General features: G+C 71.2%; 18 protein-coding genes. 13 read left to right on the top strand and 5 right to left on the bottom strand.

Annotated elements, in window-relative coordinates:
- Positions 1–50 precede the first annotated feature (50 nt).
- The 7 genes from ACLVWQ_RS00305 to holA all read left to right on the top strand — a co-directional run bounded on the left by ACLVWQ_RS00305 (position 51) and on the right by holA (position 7,973).
- Positions 51–896: a DegV family protein gene (locus ACLVWQ_RS00305; RefSeq protein ID WP_414105991.1), complete on the top strand. Its 846-nt coding sequence runs from the start codon at positions 51–53 to the stop codon at positions 894–896.
- 142 nt (positions 897–1,038) lie between these two features.
- Positions 1,039–2,124 carry a helix-hairpin-helix domain-containing protein gene (locus ACLVWQ_RS00300; protein ID WP_414105990.1) on the top strand — a complete coding sequence of 362 codons (1,086 nt, stop codon included), beginning with the start codon at positions 1,039–1,041 and terminating at the stop codon, positions 2,122–2,124.
- On the top strand, positions 2,121–4,730 hold the full coding sequence (locus ACLVWQ_RS00295) for a ComEC/Rec2 family competence protein (RefSeq protein WP_414105989.1): 2,610 nt from the start codon (positions 2,121–2,123) through the stop codon (positions 4,728–4,730). Before ACLVWQ_RS00300 ends, ACLVWQ_RS00295 begins: the two co-directional genes overlap by 4 nt.
- 4 nt (positions 4,731–4,734) lie before the next feature.
- Positions 4,735–5,559: an arylamine N-acetyltransferase family protein gene (locus tag ACLVWQ_RS00290; RefSeq protein ID WP_414105988.1), complete on the top strand. Its 825-nt coding sequence runs from the start codon at positions 4,735–4,737 to the stop codon at positions 5,557–5,559.
- 199 nt (positions 5,560–5,758) lie between these two features.
- Positions 5,759–6,643 carry a YceI family protein gene (locus tag ACLVWQ_RS00285; protein ID WP_414105987.1) on the top strand — a complete coding sequence of 295 codons (885 nt, stop codon included), beginning with the start codon at positions 5,759–5,761 and terminating at the stop codon, positions 6,641–6,643.
- A gap of 34 nt (positions 6,644–6,677) precedes the next feature.
- Positions 6,678–6,923: a hypothetical protein gene (locus ACLVWQ_RS00280; protein ID WP_414105986.1), complete on the top strand. Its 246-nt coding sequence runs from the start codon at positions 6,678–6,680 to the stop codon at positions 6,921–6,923.
- 54 nt (positions 6,924–6,977) lie between these two features.
- On the top strand, positions 6,978–7,973 hold the full coding sequence (gene holA / locus ACLVWQ_RS00275; protein ID WP_414105985.1) for a DNA polymerase III subunit delta: 996 nt from the start codon (positions 6,978–6,980) through the stop codon (positions 7,971–7,973).
- A gap of 331 nt (positions 7,974–8,304) precedes the next feature.
- On the opposite strand, the gene rpsT is transcribed toward holA, so the two are convergent.
- Positions 8,305–8,571, bottom strand: a complete 267-nt coding sequence (gene rpsT / locus ACLVWQ_RS00270) for a 30S ribosomal protein S20 (RefSeq protein WP_414105984.1) — start codon at positions 8,569–8,571, stop codon at positions 8,305–8,307.
- A 254-nt stretch (positions 8,572–8,825) separates the two neighbouring features.
- Here rpsT and lepA point away from each other — a divergent pair, with 254 nt between their 5' ends.
- Both lepA and ACLVWQ_RS00260 read left to right on the top strand, forming a co-directional pair.
- Positions 8,826–10,700: a translation elongation factor 4 gene (gene lepA / locus ACLVWQ_RS00265; protein ID WP_414105983.1), complete on the top strand. Its 1,875-nt coding sequence runs from the start codon at positions 8,826–8,828 to the stop codon at positions 10,698–10,700.
- A gap of 332 nt (positions 10,701–11,032) precedes the next feature.
- Positions 11,033–12,913 (top strand): AMP-dependent synthetase/ligase, encoded by a 1,881-nt coding sequence (locus ACLVWQ_RS00260; protein WP_414105982.1) that lies wholly within the window; start codon positions 11,033–11,035, stop codon positions 12,911–12,913.
- A gap of 90 nt (positions 12,914–13,003) precedes the next feature.
- Here ACLVWQ_RS00260 and ACLVWQ_RS00255 read toward each other — a convergent pair whose 3' ends face one another.
- Both ACLVWQ_RS00255 and ACLVWQ_RS00250 read right to left on the bottom strand, forming a co-directional pair.
- Entirely contained in the window at positions 13,004–13,588 is a 585-nt protein-coding gene (locus ACLVWQ_RS00255) for a two-component system response regulator (RefSeq protein ID WP_414105981.1), read from the bottom strand.
- Positions 13,589–13,606: 18 nt separating this feature from the next.
- Entirely contained in the window at positions 13,607–17,755 is a 4,149-nt protein-coding gene (locus ACLVWQ_RS00250; RefSeq protein WP_414105980.1) for a HAMP domain-containing protein, read from the bottom strand.
- 103 nt (positions 17,756–17,858) lie between these two features.
- Between ACLVWQ_RS00250 and ACLVWQ_RS00245 the strand changes: the two genes are divergently transcribed.
- Together ACLVWQ_RS00245 and hemW are read left to right on the top strand one after the other, a co-directional pair.
- Positions 17,859–19,859, top strand: a complete 2,001-nt coding sequence (locus tag ACLVWQ_RS00245) for a SpoIIE family protein phosphatase (protein WP_414105979.1) — start codon at positions 17,859–17,861, stop codon at positions 19,857–19,859.
- A gap of 111 nt (positions 19,860–19,970) precedes the next feature.
- A complete protein-coding gene (hemW, locus tag ACLVWQ_RS00240; RefSeq protein ID WP_414105978.1) occupies positions 19,971–21,203 on the top strand; it encodes a radical SAM family heme chaperone HemW in 1,233 nt (410 codons plus the stop codon).
- Positions 21,204–21,331: 128 nt separating this feature from the next.
- Here the strand turns inward: hemW and ACLVWQ_RS00235 are convergent, their stop codons facing one another.
- Positions 21,332–22,132: a DUF3097 domain-containing protein gene (locus ACLVWQ_RS00235; RefSeq protein WP_414105977.1), complete on the bottom strand. Its 801-nt coding sequence runs from the start codon at positions 22,130–22,132 to the stop codon at positions 21,332–21,334.
- Between the two features lie 46 nt (positions 22,133–22,178).
- Complete coding sequence (locus ACLVWQ_RS00230) at positions 22,179–22,985, bottom strand: MBL fold metallo-hydrolase (protein WP_414105976.1); 807 nt, start codon at positions 22,983–22,985, stop codon at positions 22,179–22,181.
- A 275-nt stretch (positions 22,986–23,260) separates the two neighbouring features.
- On the opposite strand from ACLVWQ_RS00230, the gene hrcA reads away from it, so the two are divergent.
- Positions 23,261–24,277: a heat-inducible transcriptional repressor HrcA gene (gene hrcA / locus ACLVWQ_RS00225; RefSeq protein WP_055518464.1), complete on the top strand. Its 1,017-nt coding sequence runs from the start codon at positions 23,261–23,263 to the stop codon at positions 24,275–24,277.
- Positions 24,278–25,417, top strand: a complete 1,140-nt coding sequence (dnaJ, locus tag ACLVWQ_RS00220; protein WP_414105975.1) for a molecular chaperone DnaJ — start codon at positions 24,278–24,280, stop codon at positions 25,415–25,417.
- Positions 25,418–25,458 lie beyond the last annotated feature (41 nt).

The following is a 25,458-nucleotide window of genomic DNA, read 5'->3' as shown; positions in this document are numbered from 1 at the left end:
GCGTGAGCCCGGGCTGCCGTCCACGTCTCCTGACAGGTAACCTCCAGCTCATGTCCCGCCATGTCGCGATCGTCACCGATTCAACGGCCTACCTGCCGCCCCGGACGATGGAGCGTCACGGCATCACCGCGGTGCCCCTGACCGTGGTCCTCGGTGACCAGGCGCTCGAAGAGGGCACCGAGATCTCGGCCCGCTCACTGGCTCTGGCGCTGCAGAAGCGGCGGCCCGTCACGACCTCCCGGCCCAGCCCCGAGGTCTTCGCCGAGACCTACCGCCGCGTCGCCGAGTCCGGCGCCACCGGCATCGTCTCGCTGCACCTGTCCTCCGAGTTCTCCGGCACCTATGACGCGGCGGTCCTGGCCGCGCGTGCGGCCCCCGTGCCCGTGCGGGTGGTGGACACCGGCATGGTCGCGATGGCCCTCGGCTTCTGCGCACTGGCGGCGGCCGAGTCCGCGGAGGCCGGCGGCACGGTCGACGACGCGGTCACGGCGGCGGAGAAGCGGGCCGCGGGCACCTACGCGTACTTCTACGTCGACACCCTCGACTATCTGCGCCGGGGCGGCCGGATAGGAGCGGCGCAGGCGCTGCTCGGATCCGCGCTGGCCGTCAAACCGCTGCTGCAACTGGACGGCGGCCGTATCGAGCTGCTCGAAAAGGTGCGGACGGCCACGAGGGCGATCGCCCGTCTCGAAGAGATCGTGGCCGACCGGGCCGGAAGCGCCCAGGTCGACATCGCCGTCCACCATCTCGCCGCGCCCGACCGCGCCTCGGCGCTCGCGGAGCGGCTGAGGGTACGGGTCTCGGGGCTGGCCGACCTGCATGTGAGCGAGGTCGGAGCGGTGATCGGGGCGCACACCGGTCCTGGCCTGCTGGGGGCGGTCGTCTCTCCTCGGTGAGGTGAGGTGAAGGGAGGGGAGGGGCTGGTGGGCGGCGGGGCTGTCATTCGCACGGGTGACGGAGTTGTCCACAACCGGGGGGTAATCCCCGGGAATTGAGCAAGATCATCGCGGATCGGGTGATGTGCCCGATTCTCGTGGCATGGCACTTCGATCACTTCCACGGACCGCGACGGCCACCAGCGGACCGGGCCGGGGCCCGGTCTCCGACGGTCGTACGCGACACCGCCGTCAGCCCTACCGCAGCAGGTCCCTGCGCCGAGAGGCCTCGACACAGGCGCGGGCGCGGGCACTGCGGCTGCGCACGGAGACAGTCTTCGCCGAACGGGCGAGGGTGCGCGGTGAATTGAGGCACGGGCCGCCGGGGGCGGTGGGGCTGAGCGAGGTGGGCGGGGAGGGCGTGGCCGCGGCTGCCGGAGCCGGAGTCGGAACCGGAGCTGATGGCAGCGGGGGCGGGGGCCAGGGCGGTGCGTGGCGGGCGCGGGTCGGGCTCGCCGTTCGGGAGCGGATGCCTCTGTGGCTGCAGTCCAGGTGCGGGCTGGAGCGGAGGAGTGTGGTCGCGCTCGCTGTGGTCCTGGTCGTCGCGGCGGCCCTCGCGGCGCAGCACTTCTGGTCCGGTCGGCCCCAGCCGGTACGGGCCCCGGAGATCGTCCGGGCGGCGGTGCCGTACGGGGAGCGGAGCGGGTCCGGATCCGGGACCGGTGCTGGTGCTGGTGCCGGTGAGAAGGCGGCGGATGGAACGTCCGCTGCCGCACGAGGCCCAGGGGGCGCGGCCGGCACCGAGATCGTCGTGGACATCAGCGGGAAGGTGCGCCGGCCCGGAGTCCACCGGCTGCCGGCCGGTTCGCGGGTCGCCGACGCGCTGAAGGCCGCGGGTGGGGTGCGTCCCGGCACGGACACCGAAGGCCTCAACCGCGCACGGTTCCTCGTGGACGGCGAGCAGGTGGTGGTCGGAGCCCCACCGGCCGTGGCGGGTCCCGGCACGACGGGGAGCCCGGCGGGCGCGGGCCCCGGTGGAGCCGCTCCCGCCGCGGCGGCTCCGGTCGCCCTCAACACGGCCACCCTGGAACAACTGGACACACTGCCCGGTGTCGGCCCGGTACTCGCGCGGCACATCATCGACTACCGCACCCAGCACGGCGGTTTCCGCTCGGTCGACGAACTGCGCGAGGTGAACGGAATCGGCGACAGCCGCTTCGCCGATCTGCGGAATCTCGTCCGGCCATGACGGGCCAGGGTGTCCATGAGGGCAGGCCGGGCGTGCACGCGGGTTCCGGCAGTCCGCTCGGTGCCGCGCATCCGCGGCAGGAGGGGCCGACGGATCTGCGGCTGGTCCCACCGGCGCTGGCGGCCTGGGCGACGGCGGCGGTGACGTTGGACGTGCCGCCGGGGTGGGTGGCGGGTGTGGTGGGTGTCTGCGTGGCCGTGGCCGGATGGCTGTTGATCGCGGCCCGCGCCGGGAGCGACAGCGGAGACCGGCAGGCCGGTTCAGGGCGGAGCGGGCGCCGGTCCAGGTCGAAGGCGTCCGTCGTCTCCGGCACCTCCGCCGGGGCCGTGCTGCTCTGTGTCGCCGCCGCGGCCGCCTCCGGTGCGCTGCACGGCGCGGATTCGCGCAGGGGCCCGGTCCCGGAACTGGCGCGGCGGTACGCCCAGGTGACCGTGGAGGCGGAGGTCGCCTCGGACCCACGGCTCACCCGCCCCCGGATCAGCGGGGACCACGTCGCCCCGACCGCGATCCTGCTCGACGCGGATGTGCGGCTGGTCGAGCGGCCGGACGGGACGGTGACGCGGACCCGGACGCCGGTGCTGCTGATCGTGAACGCGCAGCCGGAGGTGGCCCGTGAGCGGGCGGGCTCACCCTGGCTCTCCCTCCTGCCCTCCACCCGGGTGCGGGTGACGGCGCGGGTGGTGCCCGCGCTCGGCGGCGGGGACCGGATCGCGGCGGTGCTCCGGGTGCGCGGCAGCGGGCCGCCCAGGGTGGTCGGGAGACCGTCCGGCACACAGCGGTTCGCCGGGGAGCTACGGAGCAGGCTGCGCGCCGCGACCGACGGGCTGGACCCGGACGCGCGGGCGCTGCTGCCGGGGCTGGTGGTCGGGGACACCTCGCGGATCACCCCGGAGCTGGACGAGGCGTTCAGAGCGACGGACCTCACACATCTGCTTGCCGTCAGCGGGGCCAACTTCACGATCGTGCTCGCCCTGCTCATCGGGCCGCCGGGCCGGGCCCAGCGGGTCGAACGGCGCGGCCTGGCGCCCCGGCTCGGTCTTCCGCTGCGGACGACCGCCCTGTGCGGCGGCGCGCTCACGCTCGGCTTCGTGATCGTGTGCCGGCCGGACCCGAGCGTGCTGCGAGCCGCGGCCTGCGGAGCGATCGTGCTGCTGGCCATCGCCACCGGCCGCCGCAGATCACTCATCCCGGCACTGGCCACGGCGGTACTCGTACTGGTCCTGTACGACCCCTGGCTGGCCCGGAGTTACGGCTTCCTGCTGTCCGTGCTCGCCACCGGCGCGCTGCTCACCCTGGCCCCGAAGTGGAGCGCCGCGCTCCGTGGGCGGGGGGTGCCGCCGAGGGCGGCGGAGGCGTTGGCGGCCGCGGCTGCCGCACAGGCGGTGTGCGCACCGGTCGTGGCCGTCCTGTCGGCGCGGGTCAGCCTGGTGGCGGTGCCGTGCAATCTGCTCGTAGAGTTCGCGGTCGCGCCGGCCACGGTGCTGGGGTTCGCCACGCTGGCCACGGCTCCCTGGGCGATGCCGGTCGCGAAGGCGCTGGCGTGGTGCGCGAGTTGGCCCGCCGGCTGGATCGCGGACATCGCCCGGACGGGGGCTGCGCTGCCCGGCGGAGGCGTGGACTGGCCGGGGAGCTGGACCGGGGCCCTGCTGCTCGGCTGCGTGATGGTCGCCGTCGTCCTGGCCGGGCGCAGACTCCTGCGGCATCCCCTGCTGAGCGGGGTCTGCGGAGCGCTGCTCCTGCTCGTCCTGGTGCAGCCACCGCCGCTCACCCGGGTGATCACGGGATGGCCGCCGCCCGGCTGGCGGTTCGCGATGTGCGATGTCGGTCAGGGCGACGCGACGGTGCTCGCGGCGGGTGACGGCAGCGGTGTGGTGGTCGACGCGGGACCGGACCCGACACTGGTCGACCGGTGTCTGGACGCGCTCGGCATCACCCGGATCCCGCTCGTCGTCCTGACGCACTTCCACGCGGATCATGTGGCGGGGCTGGCGGGTGTGCTGCGCGGGCGTTCGGTGGGCGCGATCGAGACGACGGGCTTGGAGGAGCCGGCGGACCAGGTGGAGTCCGTCCACAGACAGGCGGCGGCCCGGCGCATCCCGGTGACGCGGGCGGCGGCGGGGGAGCGGCGCCGCACGGGCGGGCTCGACTGGCAGGTGCTGTGGCCACCGCCGGGCCCAGGCCCAGGCCCAGGCCCAGGCCCCGGTCCCGGTCCCGGTGCAGGTCCGGGCCCGGTGCCGGAGGGGCCGAACGACGCGAGCGTCACCCTGCTCGTCAGGTCGGCCGGTCTGACGATGCTGATGCTCGGAGACCTCGAACCACCCGCTCAGCAGGCGCTGCTGAGATCACCGGCCGGGGCCGCCCTGGAGGCCGTGGACGTGCTCAAGGTCGCCCACCACGGGTCGGCGTACCAGGACCCGGACCTGATACGCAGGGCGGCGCCGCGTCTCGCGTTGGTCAGCTGCGGTGCCGGCAATTCCTACGGCCACCCGGCGCCGAGCACGGTGGCGGCGCTGGAGGCGGGCGGCGCGCAGGTGCTCCGGACGGACGTGGACGGGGCTGTCGCGGTGGGAGAGGGAGGCGGGCGGCTGCTGATCACGCGAGACTGAGGGTATGAAACCCGCACAGGTCGACGCCTACCTCCGCCGGATCGGCGTCACCCACCCCGCCTGGCCCACCGCCGACGTACTCCGTGAACTCCAGCTGCGACACCTGCTGACCGTGCCGTTCGAGAACCTGTCGGTCCACCTCGGTGAGGAGATCTCGCTGGACGAGAAGCGGCTCCTGGACAAGCTGGTGGGGGCTCGCAGGGGCGGCTTCTGCTACGAGTTGAACGGGGCGTTCGGCGCGCTGCTCAAGGCGCTGGGCTTCGATGTGACGCTGCTCGCGGGGCGGGTCTACGGGGACAAGGAGCGGCTCGGGATCCCGTACGACCATCTGGCGCTCCGGGTCCGGACGGTGGACGGGGGCGACTGGCTGGCCGACGTCGGGTTCGGGGAGCACAGCCACTACCCGCTGGCCTTCGGGGAGCGGGGCGAGCAGACGGATCCGGCCGGCACGTTCCGGGTGATCGTGGCCGGGGCGGATCCGGCGGGGGTGCGGGGCAGCGCCGGGGAGTTCGGGGATCTGGAGGTGGTGCGGGACGGCAGGTCGCAGTACCGGCTGGAGGGGAGGCCGCGGGTGCTCGGGGACTTCGTGGCCGGGGCCTGGTGGCACAGCACCTCTCCGGAGTCGCGCTTCACCCGGTCGCTGGTCTGCTCGCGGGTCACCGAGGACGACGGGCGGATCACGCTCAGCGGGCGCACTCTCACGGCCACGGCCCCCGGCGGCGGGAAGAAGGCGGAGGAGCTGGCGTCGGACGAGGAGGTGCTGGAGGCGTATCGGGAGCGGTTCGGGATCGTGCTGGAGCGCGTCCCGGTGGTCCGGGGAAAGGAGTGACCGGCTGGGGAAGGGAGTTGCCGAGGGAAGACAGAGGTAAACGGAACGGCTAATTCGGGCTACTCGTGCGTAGTACCGGCACATGCGCTGGTTTCCTGCGATGTAGTCGTCTGTTGCCTCGAAAGTCGCATCGGTGGTCGAATACCTCCCCAACAACGAGTGATTTCACAGCGTGCGTTGACGCGAGGGTGGGTCGCAGATGGTCGGCAGCTGGCTGGGGAACCGTACGAACCGGGCGCAGGCGGCGGGCAATCTCGCCACCGTGCCGTTGCCTGAGGGCGCAGGAGTGCTCGGCTGCCGGGTGCTGGACCCGGTCAACCAGCCGGTGCCGGACGCGGAGTTCCTGGTCACGGACGCCGCGGGACGCCGGGTGGTCGGCGGCCAGCTGGATCCGTTCGGGTCCTTCCTGGTGACGGTGCCCGCCGGTGAGTACCGCCTCGCGGTGTCGGCCGAGGGATTCGCCCCGTACCGGGCGAACGCCACCGTCGCCGAGAACGACGTGGCCGCGCTCGGCGACGTGACGCTGAACATCGCCCGGCCGCCCGCGTTACCCGGCCCGGGGGACTGGGAGATTGAGCCGACCCATTCCTCGATCGGGTTCACGGCACGGCATATCGGGACGGCGCGGGTGCGGGGCAGGTTCAACACCTTCGCGGGAATAGTGCGGATGGCCGAGGACATGGAGCAGTCGGCCATGCACGTGGTGATCGACGCGGCGTCGATCGACACCAACGTCAGGACACGGGACGAGCATCTGAGGTCGGCGGACTTCCTGGACGTGGACCGGTTTCCGACGGTGGAGTTCTACAGCGACCGGTTCACGCACCGGGGCGGCAGCAGGTGGGGGATCACCGGGGCGCTGTCGCTGCACGGGGTGACCCGGACGGTCACGCTCGACACGGAGTATCTCGGCGTAGGCAACGGCACACACGGCGAAGAGCGGGCGGCCTGCCGGGCGACCTGCGAGTTGCGCCGCGACGACTTCACGGTCAGCTGGCAGTCGATGCTCGCGCGGGGCATCGCCATGGTCGGGACGAGCATCACGGTCGAGCTGGACATACAGGTCGTACCCAAGGACCGGTAGGGGCGCTGCCCGGTCCGTGGCGGAACATGGGTGCGTGAGCGACGTGAGACATGTATTGGTGCTGCCCGACCGCGACGCCGCCCAGGAGGCGGCGGAGGCGCTCGGGGAGCGGTTCGCACTCGACGAGGAGCCCCAGCTCGTCCGGGACGCCCTGGCCGGTGAGGACGACGCCGAGGACGCGCAGTGGCTGCTCGTGCTCCGGGACGAGCGGGGGCGGCTCGACGCGCGGGAGCTGGACGAGTTCGTGGGGGAGTGGGACGGCTGGCGCGAGGAGCCGTAGCCCGAGTCGTGGGCCGGGGCCCGTTGTCAGTGGTGCGTGGGATGCTTGGGCGCGATGGCCAGGAACTCTGCACACTCCGCGCACGACAACCCGCTCGCTCCCGTCACGGTCGCCGTGGGGCAGGAGGACCTCCTGCTCGACCGTGCCGTGCAGGTGGTGGTGGCCGCCGCGCGCGCCGCGGACGCGGACACCGACGTACGGGACCTCACGTCCGACCAGTTGCAGCCCGGCACGCTCGCCGAGCTGACCAGCCCGTCGCTCTTCGCCGAGCGCAAGGTCGTCGTGGTGCGCGGCGCGCAGGACCTGTCGGCCGACACGATCAAGGACGTGAAGGCGTACCTGGGCGCTCCGGCCGAGGAGATCACGCTCGTGCTACTGCACGCGGGGGCGGCCAAGGGCAAGGGCCTGCTCGATGCCGCGCGCAAGGCGGGGGCGCGGGAGATCGCCTGCCCGAAGATGACCAAGCCGGCGGACCGGCTGGCCTTCGTGCGCGGTGAGTTCCGGGCGCTGGGGCGGTCGGCGGCGCCCGAGGCGTGCCAGGCGCTCGTCGACTCGATCGGGAGCGACCTGCGGGAGCTGGCCTCCGCGGTGGCGCAGCTCGTCGCCGACGTCGAGGGGACGATCGACGAGGCCGTCGTCGGGCGGTACTACACCGGGCGGGCCGAGGCCTCCAGCTTCACGGTGGCGGACCGGGCGGTCGAGGGCCGGGCGGCGGAGGCGCTGGAGGCGCTGCGGTGGTCCCTGTCCACCGGGGTCGCCCCGGTGATGATCACCAGCGCGCTGGCGCAGGGGGTGCGGGCCATCGGGAAGCTCTCCTCCGCGCGGGGTGGGCGGCCGAACGATCTGGCGCGGGAGCTGGGGATGCCGCCGTGGAAGATCGACCGGGTTCGGCAGCAGATGCGGGGGTGGACGCCGGACGGGGTCGCTGCCGCGTTGCGGGCGGTCGCGGAGGCGGATGCGGGGGTGAAGGGGGGCGGGGACGATCCTGAGTACGCGTTGGAGAAGGCGGTTGTCGCGATCGCGCTTGCGGCGCGGGCGCGACGGAGTTAGCGCTGCCGGCTTTTTTCGCCCCCGCCGCCCCTACCCATTCCCGTCACGTTCCTGGGGGGCTGCGCCCCCGGACCCCCGCATCGGCCTGAACGGCCTCGTCCTCAAACGCCGGACGGGCTGAGGGGTGTGCATGCCGAAAGCCCCGGTCTCCGCCCTGGGGAGGGGGTGACCGGGGCCCCGGTTCCAGCTGTGGACTCGTACCCGCGTGGCGAACGCAGGCCGCGTACGAGTCGGGGTGCCGGACGGGAGCGGATGAGAGAGGGCCCGCTCAGGTCCTTCCGGCGTTCGAATCAAGTGAGCGCTGGGCCGTGGCCCGGCGCTCGGCAGAGGTTCAGCCCTTGAGGGTGGCGACCTTGGAAGCAAGCGCCGACTTCTTGTTGGCGGCCTGGTTCTTGTGGATGACGCCCTTGGAGACGGCCTTGTCCAGCTTGCGCGAGGCTTCGCGCGCGGCGGCAGTGGCCTTCTCGACGTCACCCGCGGCAGCGGCCTCGCGGGCCCTGCGGATCGCGGTCTTCAGCGAAGACTTGACGGCCTTGTTGCGCAGCCGAGCCTTCTCGTTGGTCTTGATCCGCTTGATCTGGGACTTGATGTTCGCCACGAATGAGCCTTCTCAGGTTCAGGCGCACGAGACGGTACGTCTCACGACATGCGTCTCACGCGCCGGTGATTTCTCTTCCAAAATTCTGCGTTTACTGCGTGTCTCCTGCAGAGAGGGCACGAGACACAGTTGTCCAGGCTAGCAGTCGCCCCGCGGACGGCCCAAACCGGTCGCACCTCGCCACCCGTGGGACCATGGAACCTACGTATCGATCCGACCCGAGGCGACAGGCGCCTCAAGAGACAGGACCCTGCGTGCCCGCGATCCCTAACAATGTGCCCGAGCCGAGCCGTACCGCCCCGGCTCTGATCCGCAACTTCTGCATCATCGCGCACATCGACCACGGCAAGTCCACGCTCGCCGACCGGATGCTCCAGCTGACCGGGGTGGTCGAGCAGCGGCAGATGCGCGCTCAGTACCTCGACCGCATGGACATCGAGCGCGAGCGCGGCATCACGATCAAGTCCCAGGCGGTGCGGCTCCCCTGGGCCCCGACGTCCGGGGACGACAAGGGCGAGACCCACGTTCTCAACATGATCGACACCCCCGGGCACGTCGACTTCACGTACGAGGTCTCGCGGTCGCTCGCCGCCTGTGAGGGCACCGTCCTCCTCGTGGACGCGGCCCAGGGAATCGAGGCCCAGACCCTCGCCAACCTCTACCTGGCGATGGAGAACGAGCTCACCATCGTCCCGGTGCTGAACAAGATCGACCTGCCGGCCGCCCAGCCTGAGAAGTTCTCCGAGGAGCTGGCCAATCTCATCGGCTGCCAGCCCGAGGACGTGCTCAAGGTCTCGGCGAAGACCGGCGTCGGTGTGGACGCGCTCCTGGACCGGGTCGTGCGGGACGTTCCGGCACCGGTCGGTGTCGCGGACGCCCCCGCCCGCGCGATGATCTTCGACTCGGTCTACGACTCGTACCGGGGCGTGGTCACCTACGTCCGGGTCATCGACGGCCAGCTCAACAAGCGCGAGCGCATCAAGATGATGTCGACCGGCGCCACGCACGAGCTCCTTGAGATCGGCGTCTCGTCCCCCGAGATGACGCCTGCCGACGGCATCGGCGTCGGCGAGGTCGGCTACATCATCACCGGCGTGAAGGACGTCCGTCAGTCCAAGGTCGGTGACACGATCACCAGCAAGGACAAGGGCGCCACCGAGGCCCTCGGCGGGTACAAGGACCCCAAGCCGATGGTCTTCTCCGGTCTGTATCCGCTGGACGGTTCCGACTACCCCGACCTGCGCGAGGCGCTGGACAAGCTCCAGCTCAACGACGCCGCCCTGGTCTACGAGCCGGAGACCTCCGCGGCCCTCGGCTTCGGTTTCCGCGTCGGCTTCCTGGGGCTGCTGCACCTCGACGTCATCCGTGAGCGCCTGGAGCGCGAGTTCAACCTGGAACTCATCGCCACCGCGCCCAACGTGGTCTACCGCGTGATCATGGAGGACGGGAAGGAACACACGGTCACCAACCCGAGCGAGTTCCCCGAGGGCAAGATCGACAAGGTCTTCGAGCCGGTCGTCCGGGCCACGGTCCTCGCCCCCAGCGAGTTCATCGGCTCGATCATGGAGCTCTGCCAGACCCGCCGCGGCACCCTCCTGGGCATGGACTACCTCTCCGAGGACCGCGTCGAGATCCGTTACACGCTCCCCCTCGCCGAGATCGTCTTCGACTTCTTCGACCATCTGAAGTCCAAGACCCGCGGGTACGCCTCGCTGGACTACGAGCCCACCGGTGAGCAGGACGCCTCGCTGGTGAAGGTCGACATCCTGCTGCACGGCGACCGCGTCGACGCGTTCTCCGCCGTCACGCACAAGGACGCGGCGTACGCGTACGGGGTGCGGCTCGTGGCCAAGCTGCGCGAGCTCATCCCGCGCCAGGCCTTCGAGATCCCCATCCAGGCGGCCATCGGCTCCCGGGTCATCGCCCGCGAGACCATCCGCGCCATCCGCAAGGACGTCCTCGCCAAGTGCTACGGCGGTGACATCTCCCGTAAGCGGAAGCTCCTGGAGAAGCAGAAGGAGGGCAAGAAGCGGATGAAGATGGTGGGCTCTGTGGAGGTTCCGCAAGAGGCGTTCATCGCCGTGCTGTCCAGCGACGAGAGCGGCGGCACCGGCAAGGGGAAGAAGTAGCCCCCGGCCGAGTCACCGGCAGCCGCCGGGCCGGGCCCGAGAACGCCCGGCAACGTGGGCCCGTCGTGCTTTCGCACGGCGGGCCCTTCGTGTCCACGCACCGCCTCGCTCCGCCCACGCTCTGTAGGAAGTGACAGGCCGCCGCCTCTTACGCACCGGGCGGACGGGCTTTACTCTGATCACCACTCGACGTTACTGACGAGTTAAACAAGGATCGCGTCGAGCCGACCGCACGCACCAGCAACGCCAACCGCAACGCCAATCGCAGGCCGACCGCAACGCCGACCGCAATGAGCCAGGCACACGCACTGTCGCGGGCCCCGGAGGATGTCGTGAGCGACACACAGACCCTGATCGAGAACCGTCCGCCCTCGGTGGCGGCCCTGTTCCTGGAGCGCGTGGCGGCCACGCCGGACGCGGAGGCCTACCGCTATCCGGTCCCCGCCGCCTCGGGGGAGGGGCCCGACGAGTGGAGGTCGCTGACCTGGGCCCAGGCGGCCGACCGGGTCTACGCGATCGCGGCCGGCCTGATCGAGCTGGGCGTGCGGCCGGAGCAGCGCGTCGCGCTCGCCTCCTCCACCCGCGTCGAGTGGATCCTCATCGACCTCGGCATCATGTGCGCGGGCGCGGCGACCACCACCGTCTACCCGTCGACCAAGCCGGACGAGGCGGCCTTCATCCTCTCCGACTCGGAGAGCAGGGTGCTGATCGCGGAGGACGCGGAGCAGCTCGCCAAGGCCCGTGAGAAGCGCGCCGAGCTGCCCGAGCTCACCCACGTCGTGGTCATCGACTCCGCCGGTGCCGACGAGGCCGAGGGCGACTGGGTGATCGGCCTCGCCGAGCTGGAGCGACGCGGCGCCGCGTACCTGGAGAAGCACCCCGACCTGATCAAGGAGAAGGTCGCGGCGATCACCAAGGATCAGCTCGCGACCCTCATCTACACCTCGGGCACCACCGGCCGCCCCAAGGGCGTACGGCTGCCGCACGACAACTGGTCGTACATGGCGAAGGCCATCGCGGCGACCGGGCTGCTCGGCCCCGACGACGTGCAGTACCTGTGGCTGCCGCTCGCGCACGTCTTCGGCAAGGTGCTCACGTCCGGCCACATCGAGATCGGGCACGTCAGCGCCGTCGACGGCCGGGTCGACAAGATCATCGAGAATCTGCCGGTCGTGCGTCCGACGTACATGGCCGCCGTGCCGCGGATCTTCGAGAAGGTGTACAACGGGGTCGCCGCCAAGGCCCGAGCGGGCGGCGGGGCCAAGTACAAGATCTTCCTGTGGGCCGCCGAGGTCTCCCGCGAGTACGCGAAGGCCACGCAGGACAACTTCCGCCGTACCGGTGTCGCCACCGCGCCCTTCGGCCTCTCCGCCAAGCACAAGGTCGCGGACACCCTCGTCTTCGCCAAGATCCGCGAGGCCTTCGGCGGCAACCTCCGCGCCTGCGTCTCCGGCAGTGCCGCGCTCGCACCCGAGATCGGCTACTTCTTCGCCGGCGCCGGCATCCACATCCTGGAGGGTTACGGACTCACGGAGTCGTCCGCGGCCTCCTTCGTGAACCCCGGTGAGGCGTACCGCACGGGCACGGTCGGCAAGCCGCTGCCCGGCACCGAGGTGCGCATCGCGGACGACGGCGAGATCCTGCTGCGCGGTCCGGGCATCATGGAGGGCTACCACGGGCTGCCGGAGAAGACCGCCGAGGTCCTGGAGTCGGACGGCTGGTTCCACACGGGCGACATCGGCGAGCTGTCGCCCGACGGCTATCTGCGCATCACGGACCGCAAGAAGGACCTCATCAAGACGTCCGGCGGCAAGTACATCGCGCCCGCCGAGGTCGAGGGCCAGTTCAAGGCGGTCTGCCCGTACGTCTCCAACATCCTCGTGCACGGCGCCGACCGGAACTTCTGCACCGCGCTCATCGCCCTCGACGAGCCGGCCATCCTGGCCTGGGCCGCCGAGAACGGCCTGGCGGGCAAGTCGTACGCCGAGGTGGTCGCCGACCCCACGACGGTCAAGCTGATCGACGACCACGTCAGGACGCTGAACGAGGGCCTCCAGCGCTGGCAGACCATCAAGAAGTTCAAGCTCCTCCCGCGCGACCTCGACATCGAGCACGGCGAACTGACCCCGAGCCTCAAGCTCAAGCGCCCCGTCGTGGAGCGCGAGTACAAGTACCTGATCGACGAGATGTACGCGGGCACGCGCGAGGCGTAGCCGTGACAGCAGCAGCAGCAGCAGCAGCAGCAGCAGCAGTCGCAGCCGCAGTCGCAGTCGCAGCGCGGTGAGCGTGGGCAGGGGACGGGGTCACAGGCCTCGTCCCCTGCGCATTTCGCGCAGCAGGTCCTCCATGCGGCGTACATGGTCGCGCAGTGCGTGCACGTCCGTGAGGTCGCTGGCCGCCATGTGGTTCTCGATCGCGTGCAGCCGGTCCGTGAGTTCGTCGAACTGCGCCTGCTCGCGGGCGAGCATCCGCTCCAACTGCCGGTTCTTGCGGTGCAGATCGAGGAAGACGGTCACCTTCGCGCGCAGCACCCAGGGGTCGAACGGCTTGGTGAGATAGTCGGCGGCCCCGGTGGCGTACCCGCGGAACGCGTACCCCGCGTCGGAGTCCGTGCCGGTCAGGAAGATGATCGGTACGTCCTTGGTCTGGTCGAGCCGCTTGATGTTCGCCGCGGTCTCGAAGCCGTCCATGCCGGGCATCCGGATGTCGAGCAGGACGACGGCGAACCGCTGCCGCAGCAGCGCCTTCATCGCCTCCTCGCCCGAACGGGCCCGTACGAGCGGCTCGTTGAGGGACCCCAGGACGGCCTCCAGCGCGATCAGGTTGTCCTCCATGTCGTCCACGAGGAGGATGCTGGCGCGCTCGTCGGTCGATGCCTCAGTGTTCATGGTGATCGGTTGCCTGTCTCATTCGGTTGTCGGCGGGACGGGCTCCTCCGATGTGCCGGTTCCCGCGATGACGGTTCCGGTGGAGTCGCCCTGCTCCTCGGCGTCCGGCCCCTCCGGGTCCAGCAGGGCGCAGACGACGGTCAGCAGCTGATCGACGTCCACCGGCTTGGGGACGTAGTCGTTCGCCCCGCGCGCGATGGACTTCTCGCGGTCGCCCGGCATCGCCTTCGCGGTGAGGGCGACGATGGGAAGTCCGGTCCAGCGAGGGGTGCGACGGATGACGGAGATGGTCTCGTAACCGTCCATCTCCGGCATCATGATGTCCATCAGGACGAGGTCGACGTCCGGATCGCTCTCCAGCGTCTCGATGCCCTCGCGGCCGTTCTCCGCGTACAGGACGGGCATTCCGACCCGGCCCAGCACCTGGGTGAGCGCGAAGACGTTGCGGATGTCGTCGTCCACGATCAGCACTCGCCGCCCCGGCAGGATCCGGCCCGCCCGGCCCGTCCGCCACTCCTCCAGCTTCGTGGGCGCCGGCCAGCCGTCGTCCTGGTCGTGGGCGGTGAAGGGCTCGCCGGACAGCTGCTCGGGCTCGGGCAGGGTCAGGTCCTCGGTGCCCGGCGTGGCCGGCGGGTGACCGGGGCTGACCACCGGCACGTACAGGGTGAAGGTGGACCCCTCGCCGGGGGTGCTCTCGGCGATGATGCGGCCGCCCAGCAGGCCCGCGATCTCCCGGCTGATGGACAGGCCGAGGCCCGTGCCGCCGTACTTGCGGTTGGTCGTGCCGTCGGCCTGCTGGAACGCCTCGAAGACCACCGGAAGTTTCTCCGGGGCGATGCCGATGCCGGTGTCGGAGACCGCGAACGCGATGACGTCGGCGCTGCTCTCCCGGGTGAGGCCGGGCTCGGGATCCTTCACCCGGCTGACGCGCAGCTCGACCCGGCCCGACGCGGTGAACTTGATCGCGTTGGAGAGCAGGTTGCGCAGGATCTGCTGGAGCCGCTGCTCGTCCGAGAACATCTCACGCGGTACGTCCTCGCCGACCTCCACCTCCAGGGCGAGACCCCGGTCGATGCTGAGCGGGCGGAAGGTGGCGTGCACGTAGTCGAGCAGCTTGATCAGCGGCAGCTTCTTGGGGCGTACGTCCATCCGGCCGGCCTCGATCTTCGAGAGGTCGAGGATGTCGTTGATGAGCTGGAGCAGGTCCGAGCCCGACCGGTGGATGGTCGACGCGAACTGCACCTCCTGCTCGGAGAGATGACCGTCCGGGTTGTCGGAGAGCAGCCGGGCGAGGATCAGCAGCGAGTTGAGCGGGGTGCGCAGCTCGTGCGACATGTTCGCCAGGAACTCCGACTTGTACTGCGACGACGTCGCCAGCAGTGCCGCCTTCTCCTCCAGTTCGGCGTTCGAACGCTGCAACTCGGCCTGCTGCGACTGGAGTTCGTCGGAGCGGTCCTGCAGCTGGACCGCCAGCCGCTGGGACTCGCCGAGCAGGGACTCCGTACGGGAGTTGGCGATGATGGTGTTGATCGCGACGCCGATGGTGTTCACGAACTGGTCGAAGAACGCCAGGTGGACGTCGGAGAAGCGGGAGAACGAGGCGAGTTCGATGACCCCGAGCAGCTTGTCCTCGAAGAGGATCGGGATGATGACGACGCTCGCGGGCGCCGCCTCGCCGAGACCGCTGTTGATCTTGATGTAGTCCGGCGGGGCCTCCGCCACCAGGATCCGCTTCTTCTCCCGCGCGGCCTGCCGTACGAGCCCGTGCACCGGCATGCCGCCCGTGTCCACCGTCGCGCTCTGCGCCGAACCGTATCCGGCGATGAAGGCGAGCCCCTTGGTGGGCAGCGCCTTCTGCAGGGACGCCTCGTCCTCCTCCGGGTCGGCCAGGAAGAAGGCGCCGAACTGCGCGTTCACCAGCGGGGTCAGCTCGCGCAGGATCAGGTCGGCGACCTCCATCAGGTCCCGGTGGCCCTGCATGAGCGCGGCGAGGCGGGCGAGGTTCGACTCCAGCCAGTCCTTGGCGCGGGTGGTCTCGCGGAGGTTGGCCACCATCAGGTTGATGTTGTCCTTCAGCTCGGCGACCTCGCCCTGGGTCTCCACCGTGATCGAGCGGGACATGTCGCCCTGGGCCACCGCGGAGGCCACCTCGGCGATCGCGCGGACCTGGGTGGTGAGGTTCAGCGCCAGCTCGTTCACGTTCGTCGTCAGGCGCTTCCAGGTGCCGTACACGCCCTCGACCCGGGCCTGGCCGCCGAGCTGGCCCTCGGAACCCACCTCGCGGGCCACCCGGGTGACCTCGGAGGCGAAGGACGACAGCGTGTCCACCATCGTGTTGATGGTGCTCTTCAGCTCCAGGATCTCGCCGCGCGCGTCGACGTCGATCTTCTTCGACAGATCGCCCTGGGCCACCGCCGTGGCGACCTGCGCGATGTTGCGGACCTGCGAAGTGAGGTTGTCCGCCATGTAGTTGACGTTGTCGGTGAGGTCCCGCCACACACCGGAGACGCCCAGCACCCGCGCCCGGCCACCGAGCCGTCCGTCGGTGCCGACCTCGCGGGCCACCCTCGTCACCTCGTCGGCGAAGGCGCGCAGCTGCTCCACCATCGTGTTGACGGTGTCCTTCAGCTCCAGGATCTCGCCGCGGGCGTCCACGGTGATCATCTTGGAGAGGTCGCCGTTGGCGACGGCGGTGGTCACCTGGGCGATGTTGCGGACCTGCGAAGTGAGGTTCAGCGCCATGAAGTTGACGTTGTCGGTGAGGTCTTTCCAGACGCCGGAGACGCCCCGTACCTGGGCCTGACCGCCGAGGTTTCCCTCGGTGCCGACTTCGCGGGCGACGCGGGTGACCTCGTCGGCGAAGGCGGAGAGCTGGTCGACCATGGTGTTGATGGTGCTCTTCAGCTCCAGGATCTCGCCCTTCGCCTCGACGGTGATCTTCTTGCCGAGGTCGCCCTGGGCCACCGCCGTGGAGACGAGGGCGATGTTGCGGACCTGCGAAGTGAGGTTGTCCGCCATGAAGTTGACGTTGTCGGTGAGGTCTTTCCAGACGCCGGAGACGCCCCGTACCTGGGCCCGGCCGCCGAGGTTTCCCTCGGTGCCGACTTCGCGGGCGACGCGGGTGACCTCGTCGGCGAAGGCGGAGAGCTGGTCGACCATGGTGTTGATGGTCGACTTCAGCTCCAGGATCTCGCCCTGGGCGTCGACCGTGATCTTCTGGCTCAGGTCGCCGTTGGCGACGGCCGTGGTCACCTGCGCGATGTTGCGGACCTGCGAGGTCAGGTTCGAGGCCATGAAGTTGACGTTGTCGGTGAGGTCCTTCCAGACCCCGGACACGCCCCGCACCTGGGCCCGGCCGCCCAGCTGGCCCACCGTGCCGACCTCCCGGGCCACCCGGGTCACCTCGTCCGCGAAGGCGGAGAGCTGGTCGACCATCGTGTTCACGGTCAGCTTCAGTTCGAGCAGCTCACCGGTCGCCTCGACGGTCACCGTGCGGGTCAGGTCACCGCGCGCCACCGCCGTCGTCACCAGGGCGATGTCACGGACCTGCGCGGTCAGCCGGGACGCCATCGTGTTGACCGCCTCGGTCACATCGCGCCAGCTCCCCGACAGACCGGTCACCTTGGCCCGGCCGCCCAGCCGGCCCTCGGTGCCGACCTCGCGCGCCACCCGGGTCACCTCACCCGTGAACAGCGACAGCTGGTCGACCATCTTGTTCACGGCCCGGCCCAACCGGCGCAGATCGCCGCGCAGTTGACGGTTCCCGTCGTGCAGGTCGACGCGCTGTGTCAGATCACCGCCCGCCACCGCGTCGAGGACCCGGGTCGCGTTGGCCGCCGGTGCCACCAGCGCGTCGAGCAACTGGTTCACATCGTCGATCCTGGTCGTCCAGTGACCTTGCCCCGGGCTCGCGGAGAGCCGCTCGTCCAGCCGGCCGTGGCGCACGATCTCCCGGCGGACGCGCTGGGCCTCCGCGTTGAAATGGACACTGCGATCCAGAATCTGGTTGAACACCATGATCAGCTCGGCCGCTATGCCGTTCCCCGCCTCGGGCGCCTTGCTGAAGTCGCCGTCCCGGGCGGAAGCCATGGCCGCCAGCAGGGGACGCAGCTCCGATACCCGGATCTGTCCGTCGTCGAGCACATGCATAGCACTGTTCTCGGGCATGATGGCCCACTTCGGTAACTCGATGCTTATGGGCGCAGCCAGTCTGTCACTCTGGCGGCATCGCCTGAGGCGTATTCGTCCGAACTGCTCAGGGAGCCGCACCGTGGGGGCCATTCCGACGCAACGCGAGTTCGTGTCCCACGCTCCGTGCGCCGCGGCGCGCCCGCACACGGTGGTACGTACATCGTTGCCCGGCAACTCCCTCGCACCGGGCGCGGCCCGCCGATTCGTCCGTACGACGCTCGCGGAGTGGACCGAACTCGCTCTGTGCGGCGCGGAGTCGGTCACCGAACGGCTCGTCGGGGACGCCCTGGTGGTCGTCAGCGAACTCGTGACGAACGCCGTCGTGCACGCCGGCACGGACGTGGAACTGACCTGTCGGCTCGACCGCTGCGACGACCAGGACTGCTCCGTGGCGGCCCCGGGCGGCACGGGCCCCGACGGCGCCCTCGCCGGTGGGAGCGCCCTCGTCATAGAGGTCTCCGACCATCACCCCGAGCGGGTCGTACGTGACGACGGGGCCGACCGGGAGCACGAAACGGTCGAATACGGCCGCGGTCTGCGGCTCGTCTCCAGGCTCTCCGACGCCTGGGGCATCACCTACCGCACCGGTACCAAGACGGTGTGGGCGCGGCTGCTCGTCGAGGGCGTCGCGGCGGCGGAGGCGGAGACGGAAGCGGCGGCGGAGGCCGAGGCGGAGACGACGGCCGAGGCCGAGGCCTACGAGGGCGAGCGTGCCCTGTGGCGGGGGCAGCGGGCCGCCGAGATCCTCGCCCCCGCGCCCCGGCGCGGCGTACAGGACCAGGACTGGCTCAACCGCGGCGCCCTCTCCTTCCTCGCCGAGGCCTCCGACCTGCTCGCCGGGCAGCTCGACGAGGACCTGATCGCCGCACTCACCGGACAGCTGGTCGTGCCCCGGCTCGCCGACTGGTGCGCGGTGTGGCTGGAGGACGAGGCACCGGGCCGCTCCGACGGCGGCGTCGTCGGCGGACCCCGGCTCGCCCGCGTCTGGCACGGCAGCGAGAACCGTATGGAGGAGCTGCGCCGGTTCCTGGAGAAGGACCCGCCCGCGCTGCCCGAGTCGGCGCGCTCCGGGCCCGTGCCCGTGCCGTGGCCGGCCGAGGCGCTGGGGGCGAAGGCGTCCAGGGGATCGGCTCTCGCGTTCCGGCTGATCGCCGGAGGCAGACCGCTCGGCGCCCTCGTCATCGGCCGGGCCGGGCAGGACCACTTCCCCGACGAGACGACCGGGCTCGTCGAGGACCTCAGCCGCCGGGTGGCGCTCGCCGTCGGAGCGGCCCGCCAGTACGCGCGCCAGGCCACCATCAGCCGCGTACTGCAGCGCGGGCTGCTGCCCGGAGCGGTCGCCGAGATCCCCGGGGTGCACAGCGCGCTCGTCTACGAGCCGTGCGACAAGGGCGGACCGAGCGGGGACTTCTACGACCTCTTCCCCGCCGGGGACGGCCGCTGGTGCTTCGCCCTCGGCGACGTCCAGGGCAAGGGGCCCGAGGCGGCCGTCGTCATCGGCCTCGCCCGGCCCTGGCTGCGGCTGCTCGCCCGCGAGGGGTACGCGGTGCCCGAGGTCCTCGACCGCCTCAACCAGCTGCTCCTCGACGACGCCACCGAGACCGCGGACGCGGCGGCCCGCGCCCTCGTGGCGGCGGGCGGCCAGGGGCTCGCCGACGAGGGACCGCAGACCCGCTTCCTCTCCCTCCTCTACGGCGAGCTCATGCCCTTCGAGGGCGGGGTGCGCTGCACCATGGCCTCCGCCGGGCATCCGCTGCCGCTGCTCCTGGAGCCCTCGGGGAAGGTTTACGAGGTGGCCCAGCCGCAGACCCTCCTCGGCGTCTTCGAGGACGCCGGCTACCACTGCGGGACCTTCGAGCTGGGGCCGGGCGACAGCATCCTCTGCGTCACGGACGGCGTCACGGAGCGGCGCGACGGACACCGGCAGTTCGACGACGAGGACGGGCTGGCGACCGCGCTCGCCGGCTGCGCGGGGCTCGGCGCGGGGCTGATCGCCGAGCGGATCCGACGGCTGGTGCACGAGTTCGGCGGGCGGCCGCCGGAGGACGACCTGGCGCTGCTGGTGATTCAGGCGGACTAGGAGCCCGGGGCCCGGCGGCCCGGGAGGAGGCTGGGGTGTCGGGCGGTTCGGTGGGAGTGGCCCCAGTCCACCGGGGACGGGTACATCCGTGCGTACGGGACAATGGGAGACATGCCTTCCGCACTTCCCGACGGCGAGCCCGTCCCCGACGACGGGGCGCTGCCCGCGCACGCCCTGACCGGCGCGGCCGACCGTCCGCTCGGGTTCTACCTCCACGTCCCGTACTGCGCGACCCGCTGCGGCTACTGCGACTTCAACACGTACACGGCGACGGAGCTGCGCGGCTCGGGGGGTGTGCTGGCCTCCCGCGACAACTACGCCTCGACGCTGACCGACGAGGTCCGCCTGGCCCGCAAGGTCCTCGGCGACGACCCGCGGCCGGTCCGCACGGTCTTCGTCGGCGGCGGTACGCCCACACTCCTGGCCGCCGACGACCTCGTACGGATGCTGGGGGCGATCCGGGACGAGTTCGGGCTCGCGGACGACGCGGAGATCAGCACCGAGGCGAACCCGGAGTCGGTGGACCCGGCGTACCTGGCCACGCTCCGGGCCGGCGGCTTCAACCGGATCTCCTTCGGGATGCAGAGCGCGCGACAGCACGTGCTCCAGGTGCTCGACCGCGCCCACACCCCCGGCCGGCCCGAGGCCTGCGTCGCCGAGGCCCGCGCGGCCGGCTTCGACCACGTGAACCTCGACCTCATCTACGGCACGCCGGGGGAGAGCGACGACGACTGGCGGGCCTCGCTCGACGCGGCGATCGGTGCCGGGCCCGACCACGTGTCGGCGTACGCGCTGATCGTCGAGGAGGGGACGCAGCTCGCGCGGCGCATCCGGCGCGGTGAGGTGCCGATGACCGACGACGACGTCCACGCGGACCGCTATCTGATGGCCGAGGATCGCCTGTCGCAGGCGGGCTTCTCCTGGTACGAGGTGTCCAACTGGGCCACCTCGGAGGCCGGCCGGTGCCTCCACAACGAGCTGTACTGGCGCGGCGCGGACTGGTGGGGGGCCGGGCCCGGGGCGCACAGCCATGTGGGCGGGGTGCGGTGGTGGAACGTCAAGCATCCCGGGGCGTACGCGGGGGCGTTGGCGGCGGGGCGGTCGCCCGGGGCGGGCCGTGAGGTGCTGTCGGACGAGGACCGGCGGGTGGAGCGGATCCTGCTGGAGCTGCGGCTTCTGGAGGGGTGCCCGCTGTCGCTGCTGCGGCCGGACGGTCTCGCGGCGGCGCGCCGGGCGGTCTCGGACGGTCTGATTCAGGCCGGGCCGTACGAGGAGGGGCGGGCGGTGCTCACCCTGCGGGGGCGGTTGCTGGCGGACGCGGTGGTACGGGACCTGGTGGACTGAGGGGGCGACCCCCGCAGCGGCGGGGAGCACGACCTGCTCGGCCGGGTGGACGAACTGATCGACGGACCACCTCCGCGCGTGCGGAGAGCAGCCCACCGGTCCCGATGCTTTCAACGACCCTGTCCGTGTCAGGGCACGGTCACATGGTCGATCAGTCGCTCCACGGCGCCCAGCAGCTCAGGCTCCAAGTCGCGGTACGACCGGACCGAGCCGAGGATCCGCTCCCACGCCGCCCCCGTGTTCTCCGGCCACCCCAGCTCCCAGCACACCCCCGTCTTCCAGTCCCGCCCCCGCGGCACCCGGGGCCAGCCCGCGATGCCCACGGACGCGGGCTTCACGGCCTCCCAGACGTCGATGTAGGGATGGCCCACGACAAGGGCGTACTCGCTCGTCACGGCCGCCGCGATCCGTGACTCCTTCGTGCCGGGGACCAGATGGTCCACGAGCACCCCCAGCCGTGCGTCCGGCCCGGGATCGAACGCGTCGACCACGGCGGGCAGATCGTCGATGCCCTCCAGGTACTCGACGACGACCCCCTCGACACGGAGGTCGTCACCCCACACCCGCTCGACCAGCTCGGCGTCGTGCCGGCCCTCGACGTAGATGCGCCCCGCCCGCGCCACCCGGGCCCGCGCCCCGGGAACGGCGACCGACCCCGATGCCGTACGCGTGGGGCGTACCGGTGCGGCGGAGGGGCGTACGAGTGTCACCACGCGCCCCTCAAGGAGGAAGCCGCGGGGATCCAGCGGGAACACCCGGTGCTTGCCGAAGCGGTCCTCAAGGGTGACCGTTCCCGCCTCGCAGCGGATCACGGCACCGCAGAATCCGGTCCCTGGCTCCTCGACCACGAGCCCCGGCTCCGCCGCCACCTCGGGCACGGGCTTGGGCTTCTTCCAGGGAGGGGTCAGGTCCGCTGAGTACTGGCGCATTCGGATGACGATAGGAGAAGGTCCCGGCCAGGTACACCGACACCCCCTACGACACGCCGAAACGCCGCGCCAACAGGTCCCGTTGGGCCCGTACGAACGCCGCGTCCACCACGGCCCCGTGTCCGGGCACGTACAGCGCGTCCTCGCCGCCGAGCGCCAGCAGCCGGTCGAGTGCCGCCGGCCAGTGGGCGGGCGCGGCGTCCGGGCCGGCCTGGGGTTCGCCGGACTCCTCGACCAGGTCGCCGCAGAAGACGATCTCCGGCGAACCGTTCCCGGGGGCGGTTCCGGGGGCGGTCCCGGTCACCAGGACCGCCAGGTCGTGGCCCGTGTGCCCCGGGCCCACGTTCGCCAGCAGGACCTGCCGGCCCCCGCCCAGGTCGAGCGTCCGCTCGCCGCAGACGAGGTGCCGGGGCCGGACCAGGAGGTCCGCCGCTCCCGCCGCCTCGTCCGGGTCGGCGCCGTTGGCCACGGCGTCGGCGCGCAGTGCGTCCCGCTCCTCGTCCAGCACCCGCTCGGCGCCCACCGCCGCGAACACCTCGACCCCCGCGAACGCCGCCGCCCCGAAGACATGGTCGAAGTGCGGGTGGGTGAGGGCGAGGTGCGTGACCCGGCCGACCCCCGGCGACGGGCCGGACCCGGGCGACCGGGTGGCACCGAGCAGCCGCCGAGCCCGCGTGCGCAACCACGCGCCCTCCCGCACGCTCGATCCCGCGTCGATCATGAGCGCCGCGTCCTCGCCCACCACGAGCCCGGCCGTGCAGTCCCAGACCGGAAGCCGGTACCGCCCCGCGTACGGGGACAGTTCCTCCCAGCCGGGCTCACCGGGCCCGGCCCCTTCCCAAGTCACCGTCATACGTCGACGCTAGCTTCAAGTTCCCGACAGGGCCCGACGGAGCCCGGTGGAGTCCGAGGGGCCCGACAGAGCCCGACAGAGCGGGACAGCCCCGTACACGTCGTCGTTCCCGGGGTGTCCGGTGACGTGACATCGCAGGCCCGCCCTTGCCGGGCCCGTACCCACCGGCCGTACACTGACCGGGGGATGCTGGCACTCGCGCGCGCTGAGTGCCAGGCGAAGAAGACTGAAGAAGATCCACGACGACGACCGATGACCGGCTGGAGGTGTGCGCGATGCTCAGTGAACGCAGGCTCGAAGTGTTGCGCGCCATCGTCCAGGACTACGTGGGCACGGAGGAACCGGTCGGCTCGAAGGCGCTCACCGAGCGCCACAGACTGGGCGTCTCCCCGGCGACCGTGCGCAACGACATGGCGGTCCTGGAGGACGAGGGGTACATCGCGCAGCCGCACACCAGTGCCGGCCGTATCCCCACGGACAAGGGCTACCGCCTCTTCGTCGACCGGCTCGCGGGCGTCAAGCCGATGACCGCGCCCGAGCGGCGGGCGATCCACCACTTCCTGGACGGCGCCGTCGACCTCGACGACGTCGTGGGGCGGACCGTGCGGCTCCTCGCGCAGCTCACCCGGCAGGTCGCGGTCGTCCAGTACCCCTCGCTCACCCGCTCGACCGTGCGTCATGTGGAGCTGCTCTCGCTGGCCCCGGCCCGCGTGATGCTCGTACTGATCACGGACACCGGCCGGGTCGAACAGCGCATGGTGGACTGCCCGGCTCCCTTCGGGGAGGCATCCCTGGCGGATCTGCGCGCGCGGCTCAACAGCCGGATCGTGGGCCGCCGTTTCGCGGACGTCCCGCAACTGGTGCAAGATCTCCCCGACGCCTTCGAGTCGGAGGACCGGGGGACGGTCGCGACGGTGCTCTCCACCCTCCTGGAGACTCTGGTCGAGGAGACCGAGGAGCGGCTGATGATCGGCGGCACCGCCAATCTGACCCGCTTCGGACATGACTTTCCCCTCACCATCCGTCCGGTCCTTGAGGCGCTGGAGGAGCAGGTCGTGCTCCTCAAGCTCCTGGGTGAGGTCAATGATTCGGGCATGGCCGTACGGATCGGTCACGAGAACGCCCATGAGGGACTCAACTCCACTTCCGTGGTGTCGGTCGGCTACGGTTCGGGCGGCGAAGCAGTCGCCAAACTCGGTGTGGTCGGACCGACACGCATGGATTACCCCGGAACGATGGGAGCGGTACGAGCGGTGGCACGGTACGTAGGACAGATCCTGGCGGAGTCGTAGGTGGCCACGGACTACTACGCCGTACTCGGCGTGCGCCGCGACGCGTCCCAGGACGAGATCAAGAAGGCATTCCGGCGGCTCGCCCGCGAGCTGCACCCGGACGTCAATCCCGATCCGAAGACGCAAGAGCGCTTCAAGGAGATCAACGCCGCGTACGAGGTGTTGTCGGACCCGCAGAAGAAGCAGGTCTACGACCTCGGCGGTGACCCGCTGTCCCAGGCGGGCGGCGGCGGCGCGGGTGGCTTCGGCGCGGGCGGCTTCGGGAACTTCTCGGACATCATGGACGCGTTCTTCGGTACGGCGTCGCAGCGGGGCCCGCGGTCCCGCACACGGCGCGGCCAGGACGCGATGATCAGGCTGGAGATCGACCTCGACGAGGCGGCCTTCGGCACCACGAAGGACATACAGGTCGACACGGCCGTCGTCTGCACCACGTGCAGTGGTGAGGGCGCCGCGCCCGGCACGTCCGCGCAGACCTGTGACATGTGCCGCGGTCGCGGTGAGGTGTCCCAGGTCACCCGGTCCTTCCTGGGCCAGGTCATGACGTCGCGGCCGTGTCCGCAGTGCCAGGGGTTCGGGACGGTCGTTCCGACGCCGTGCCCCGAGTGCGCGGGCGACGGACGGGTGCGGTCGCGCCGGACCCTGACCGTGAAGATCCCCGCCGGTGTGGACAACGGCACGCGGATCCAGCTCGCGGGTGAGGGCGAGGTCGGCCCCGGCGGCGGCCCCGCCGGCGACCTGTACGTCGAGATCCACGAGATGCCGCACGCCATGTTCCAGCGGCGCGGCGACGATCTGCACTGCACCGTCACCATTCCGATGACGGCGGCGTCGCTGGGCACGAAGGTTCCGCTGGAGACGCTCGACGGGCTCGAAGAGGTCGACATCCGTCCCGGCACGCAGTCCGGGCAGTCGATTCCCAAGCACGGGCGGGGGATCACGCATCTGCGCGGTGGCGGGCGCGGCGACCTCATCGTCCACGTCGAGGTCATGACGCCGACGAAGCTCGACCCCGAGCAGGAGCGGGTGCTGCGGGAACTGGCTCAGCTGCGGGGTGAGGAACGCCCCACGGGCCAGTTCCAGCCCGGTCAGCAGGGATTGTTCTCCCGGCTGAAGGACGCGTTCAACGGCCGCAGCTGATCGCTGGGCGCGCGCCGGGCGGATACCGGGCGCGCGCCGGA

Source organism: Streptomyces sp. CWNU-52B, assembly GCF_047444975.1.
In the GTDB taxonomy this organism is placed as follows: domain Bacteria; phylum Actinomycetota; class Actinomycetes; order Streptomycetales; family Streptomycetaceae; genus Streptomyces.
This window is presented reverse-complemented; position numbering and strand designations above follow the sequence as displayed.

What these genes read in the sequence shown, in the direction of transcription:
- ACLVWQ_RS00305 (WP_414105991.1), top strand. Translation starts at nt 51, where the DNA reads ATGTCCCGCCATGTCGCGATCGTCACCGATTCAACGGCCTACCTGCCG.
- ACLVWQ_RS00300 (WP_414105990.1), top strand. Translation starts at nt 1,039, where the DNA reads ATGGCACTTCGATCACTTCCACGGACCGCGACGGCCACCAGCGGACCG.
- ACLVWQ_RS00295 (WP_414105989.1), top strand. Translation starts at nt 2,121, where the DNA reads ATGACGGGCCAGGGTGTCCATGAGGGCAGGCCGGGCGTGCACGCGGGT.
- ACLVWQ_RS00290 (WP_414105988.1), top strand. Translation starts at nt 4,735, where the DNA reads ATGAAACCCGCACAGGTCGACGCCTACCTCCGCCGGATCGGCGTCACC.
- ACLVWQ_RS00285 (WP_414105987.1), top strand. Translation starts at nt 5,759, where the DNA reads ATGGTCGGCAGCTGGCTGGGGAACCGTACGAACCGGGCGCAGGCGGCG.
- holA (WP_414105985.1), top strand. Translation starts at nt 6,978, where the DNA reads ATGGCCAGGAACTCTGCACACTCCGCGCACGACAACCCGCTCGCTCCC.
- ACLVWQ_RS00255 (WP_414105981.1), bottom strand. Translation starts at nt 13,588, where the DNA reads ATGAACACTGAGGCATCGACCGACGAGCGCGCCAGCATCCTCCTCGTG.
- ACLVWQ_RS00250 (WP_414105980.1), bottom strand. Translation starts at nt 17,755, where the DNA reads ATGCCCGAGAACAGTGCTATGCATGTGCTCGACGACGGACAGATCCGG.
- hemW (WP_414105978.1), top strand. Translation starts at nt 19,971, where the DNA reads ATGCCTTCCGCACTTCCCGACGGCGAGCCCGTCCCCGACGACGGGGCG.
- ACLVWQ_RS00235 (WP_414105977.1), bottom strand. Translation starts at nt 22,132, where the DNA reads ATGCGCCAGTACTCAGCGGACCTGACCCCTCCCTGGAAGAAGCCCAAG.
- ACLVWQ_RS00230 (WP_414105976.1), bottom strand. Translation starts at nt 22,985, where the DNA reads ATGACGGTGACTTGGGAAGGGGCCGGGCCCGGTGAGCCCGGCTGGGAG.
- hrcA (WP_055518464.1), top strand. Translation starts at nt 23,261, where the DNA reads ATGCTCAGTGAACGCAGGCTCGAAGTGTTGCGCGCCATCGTCCAGGAC.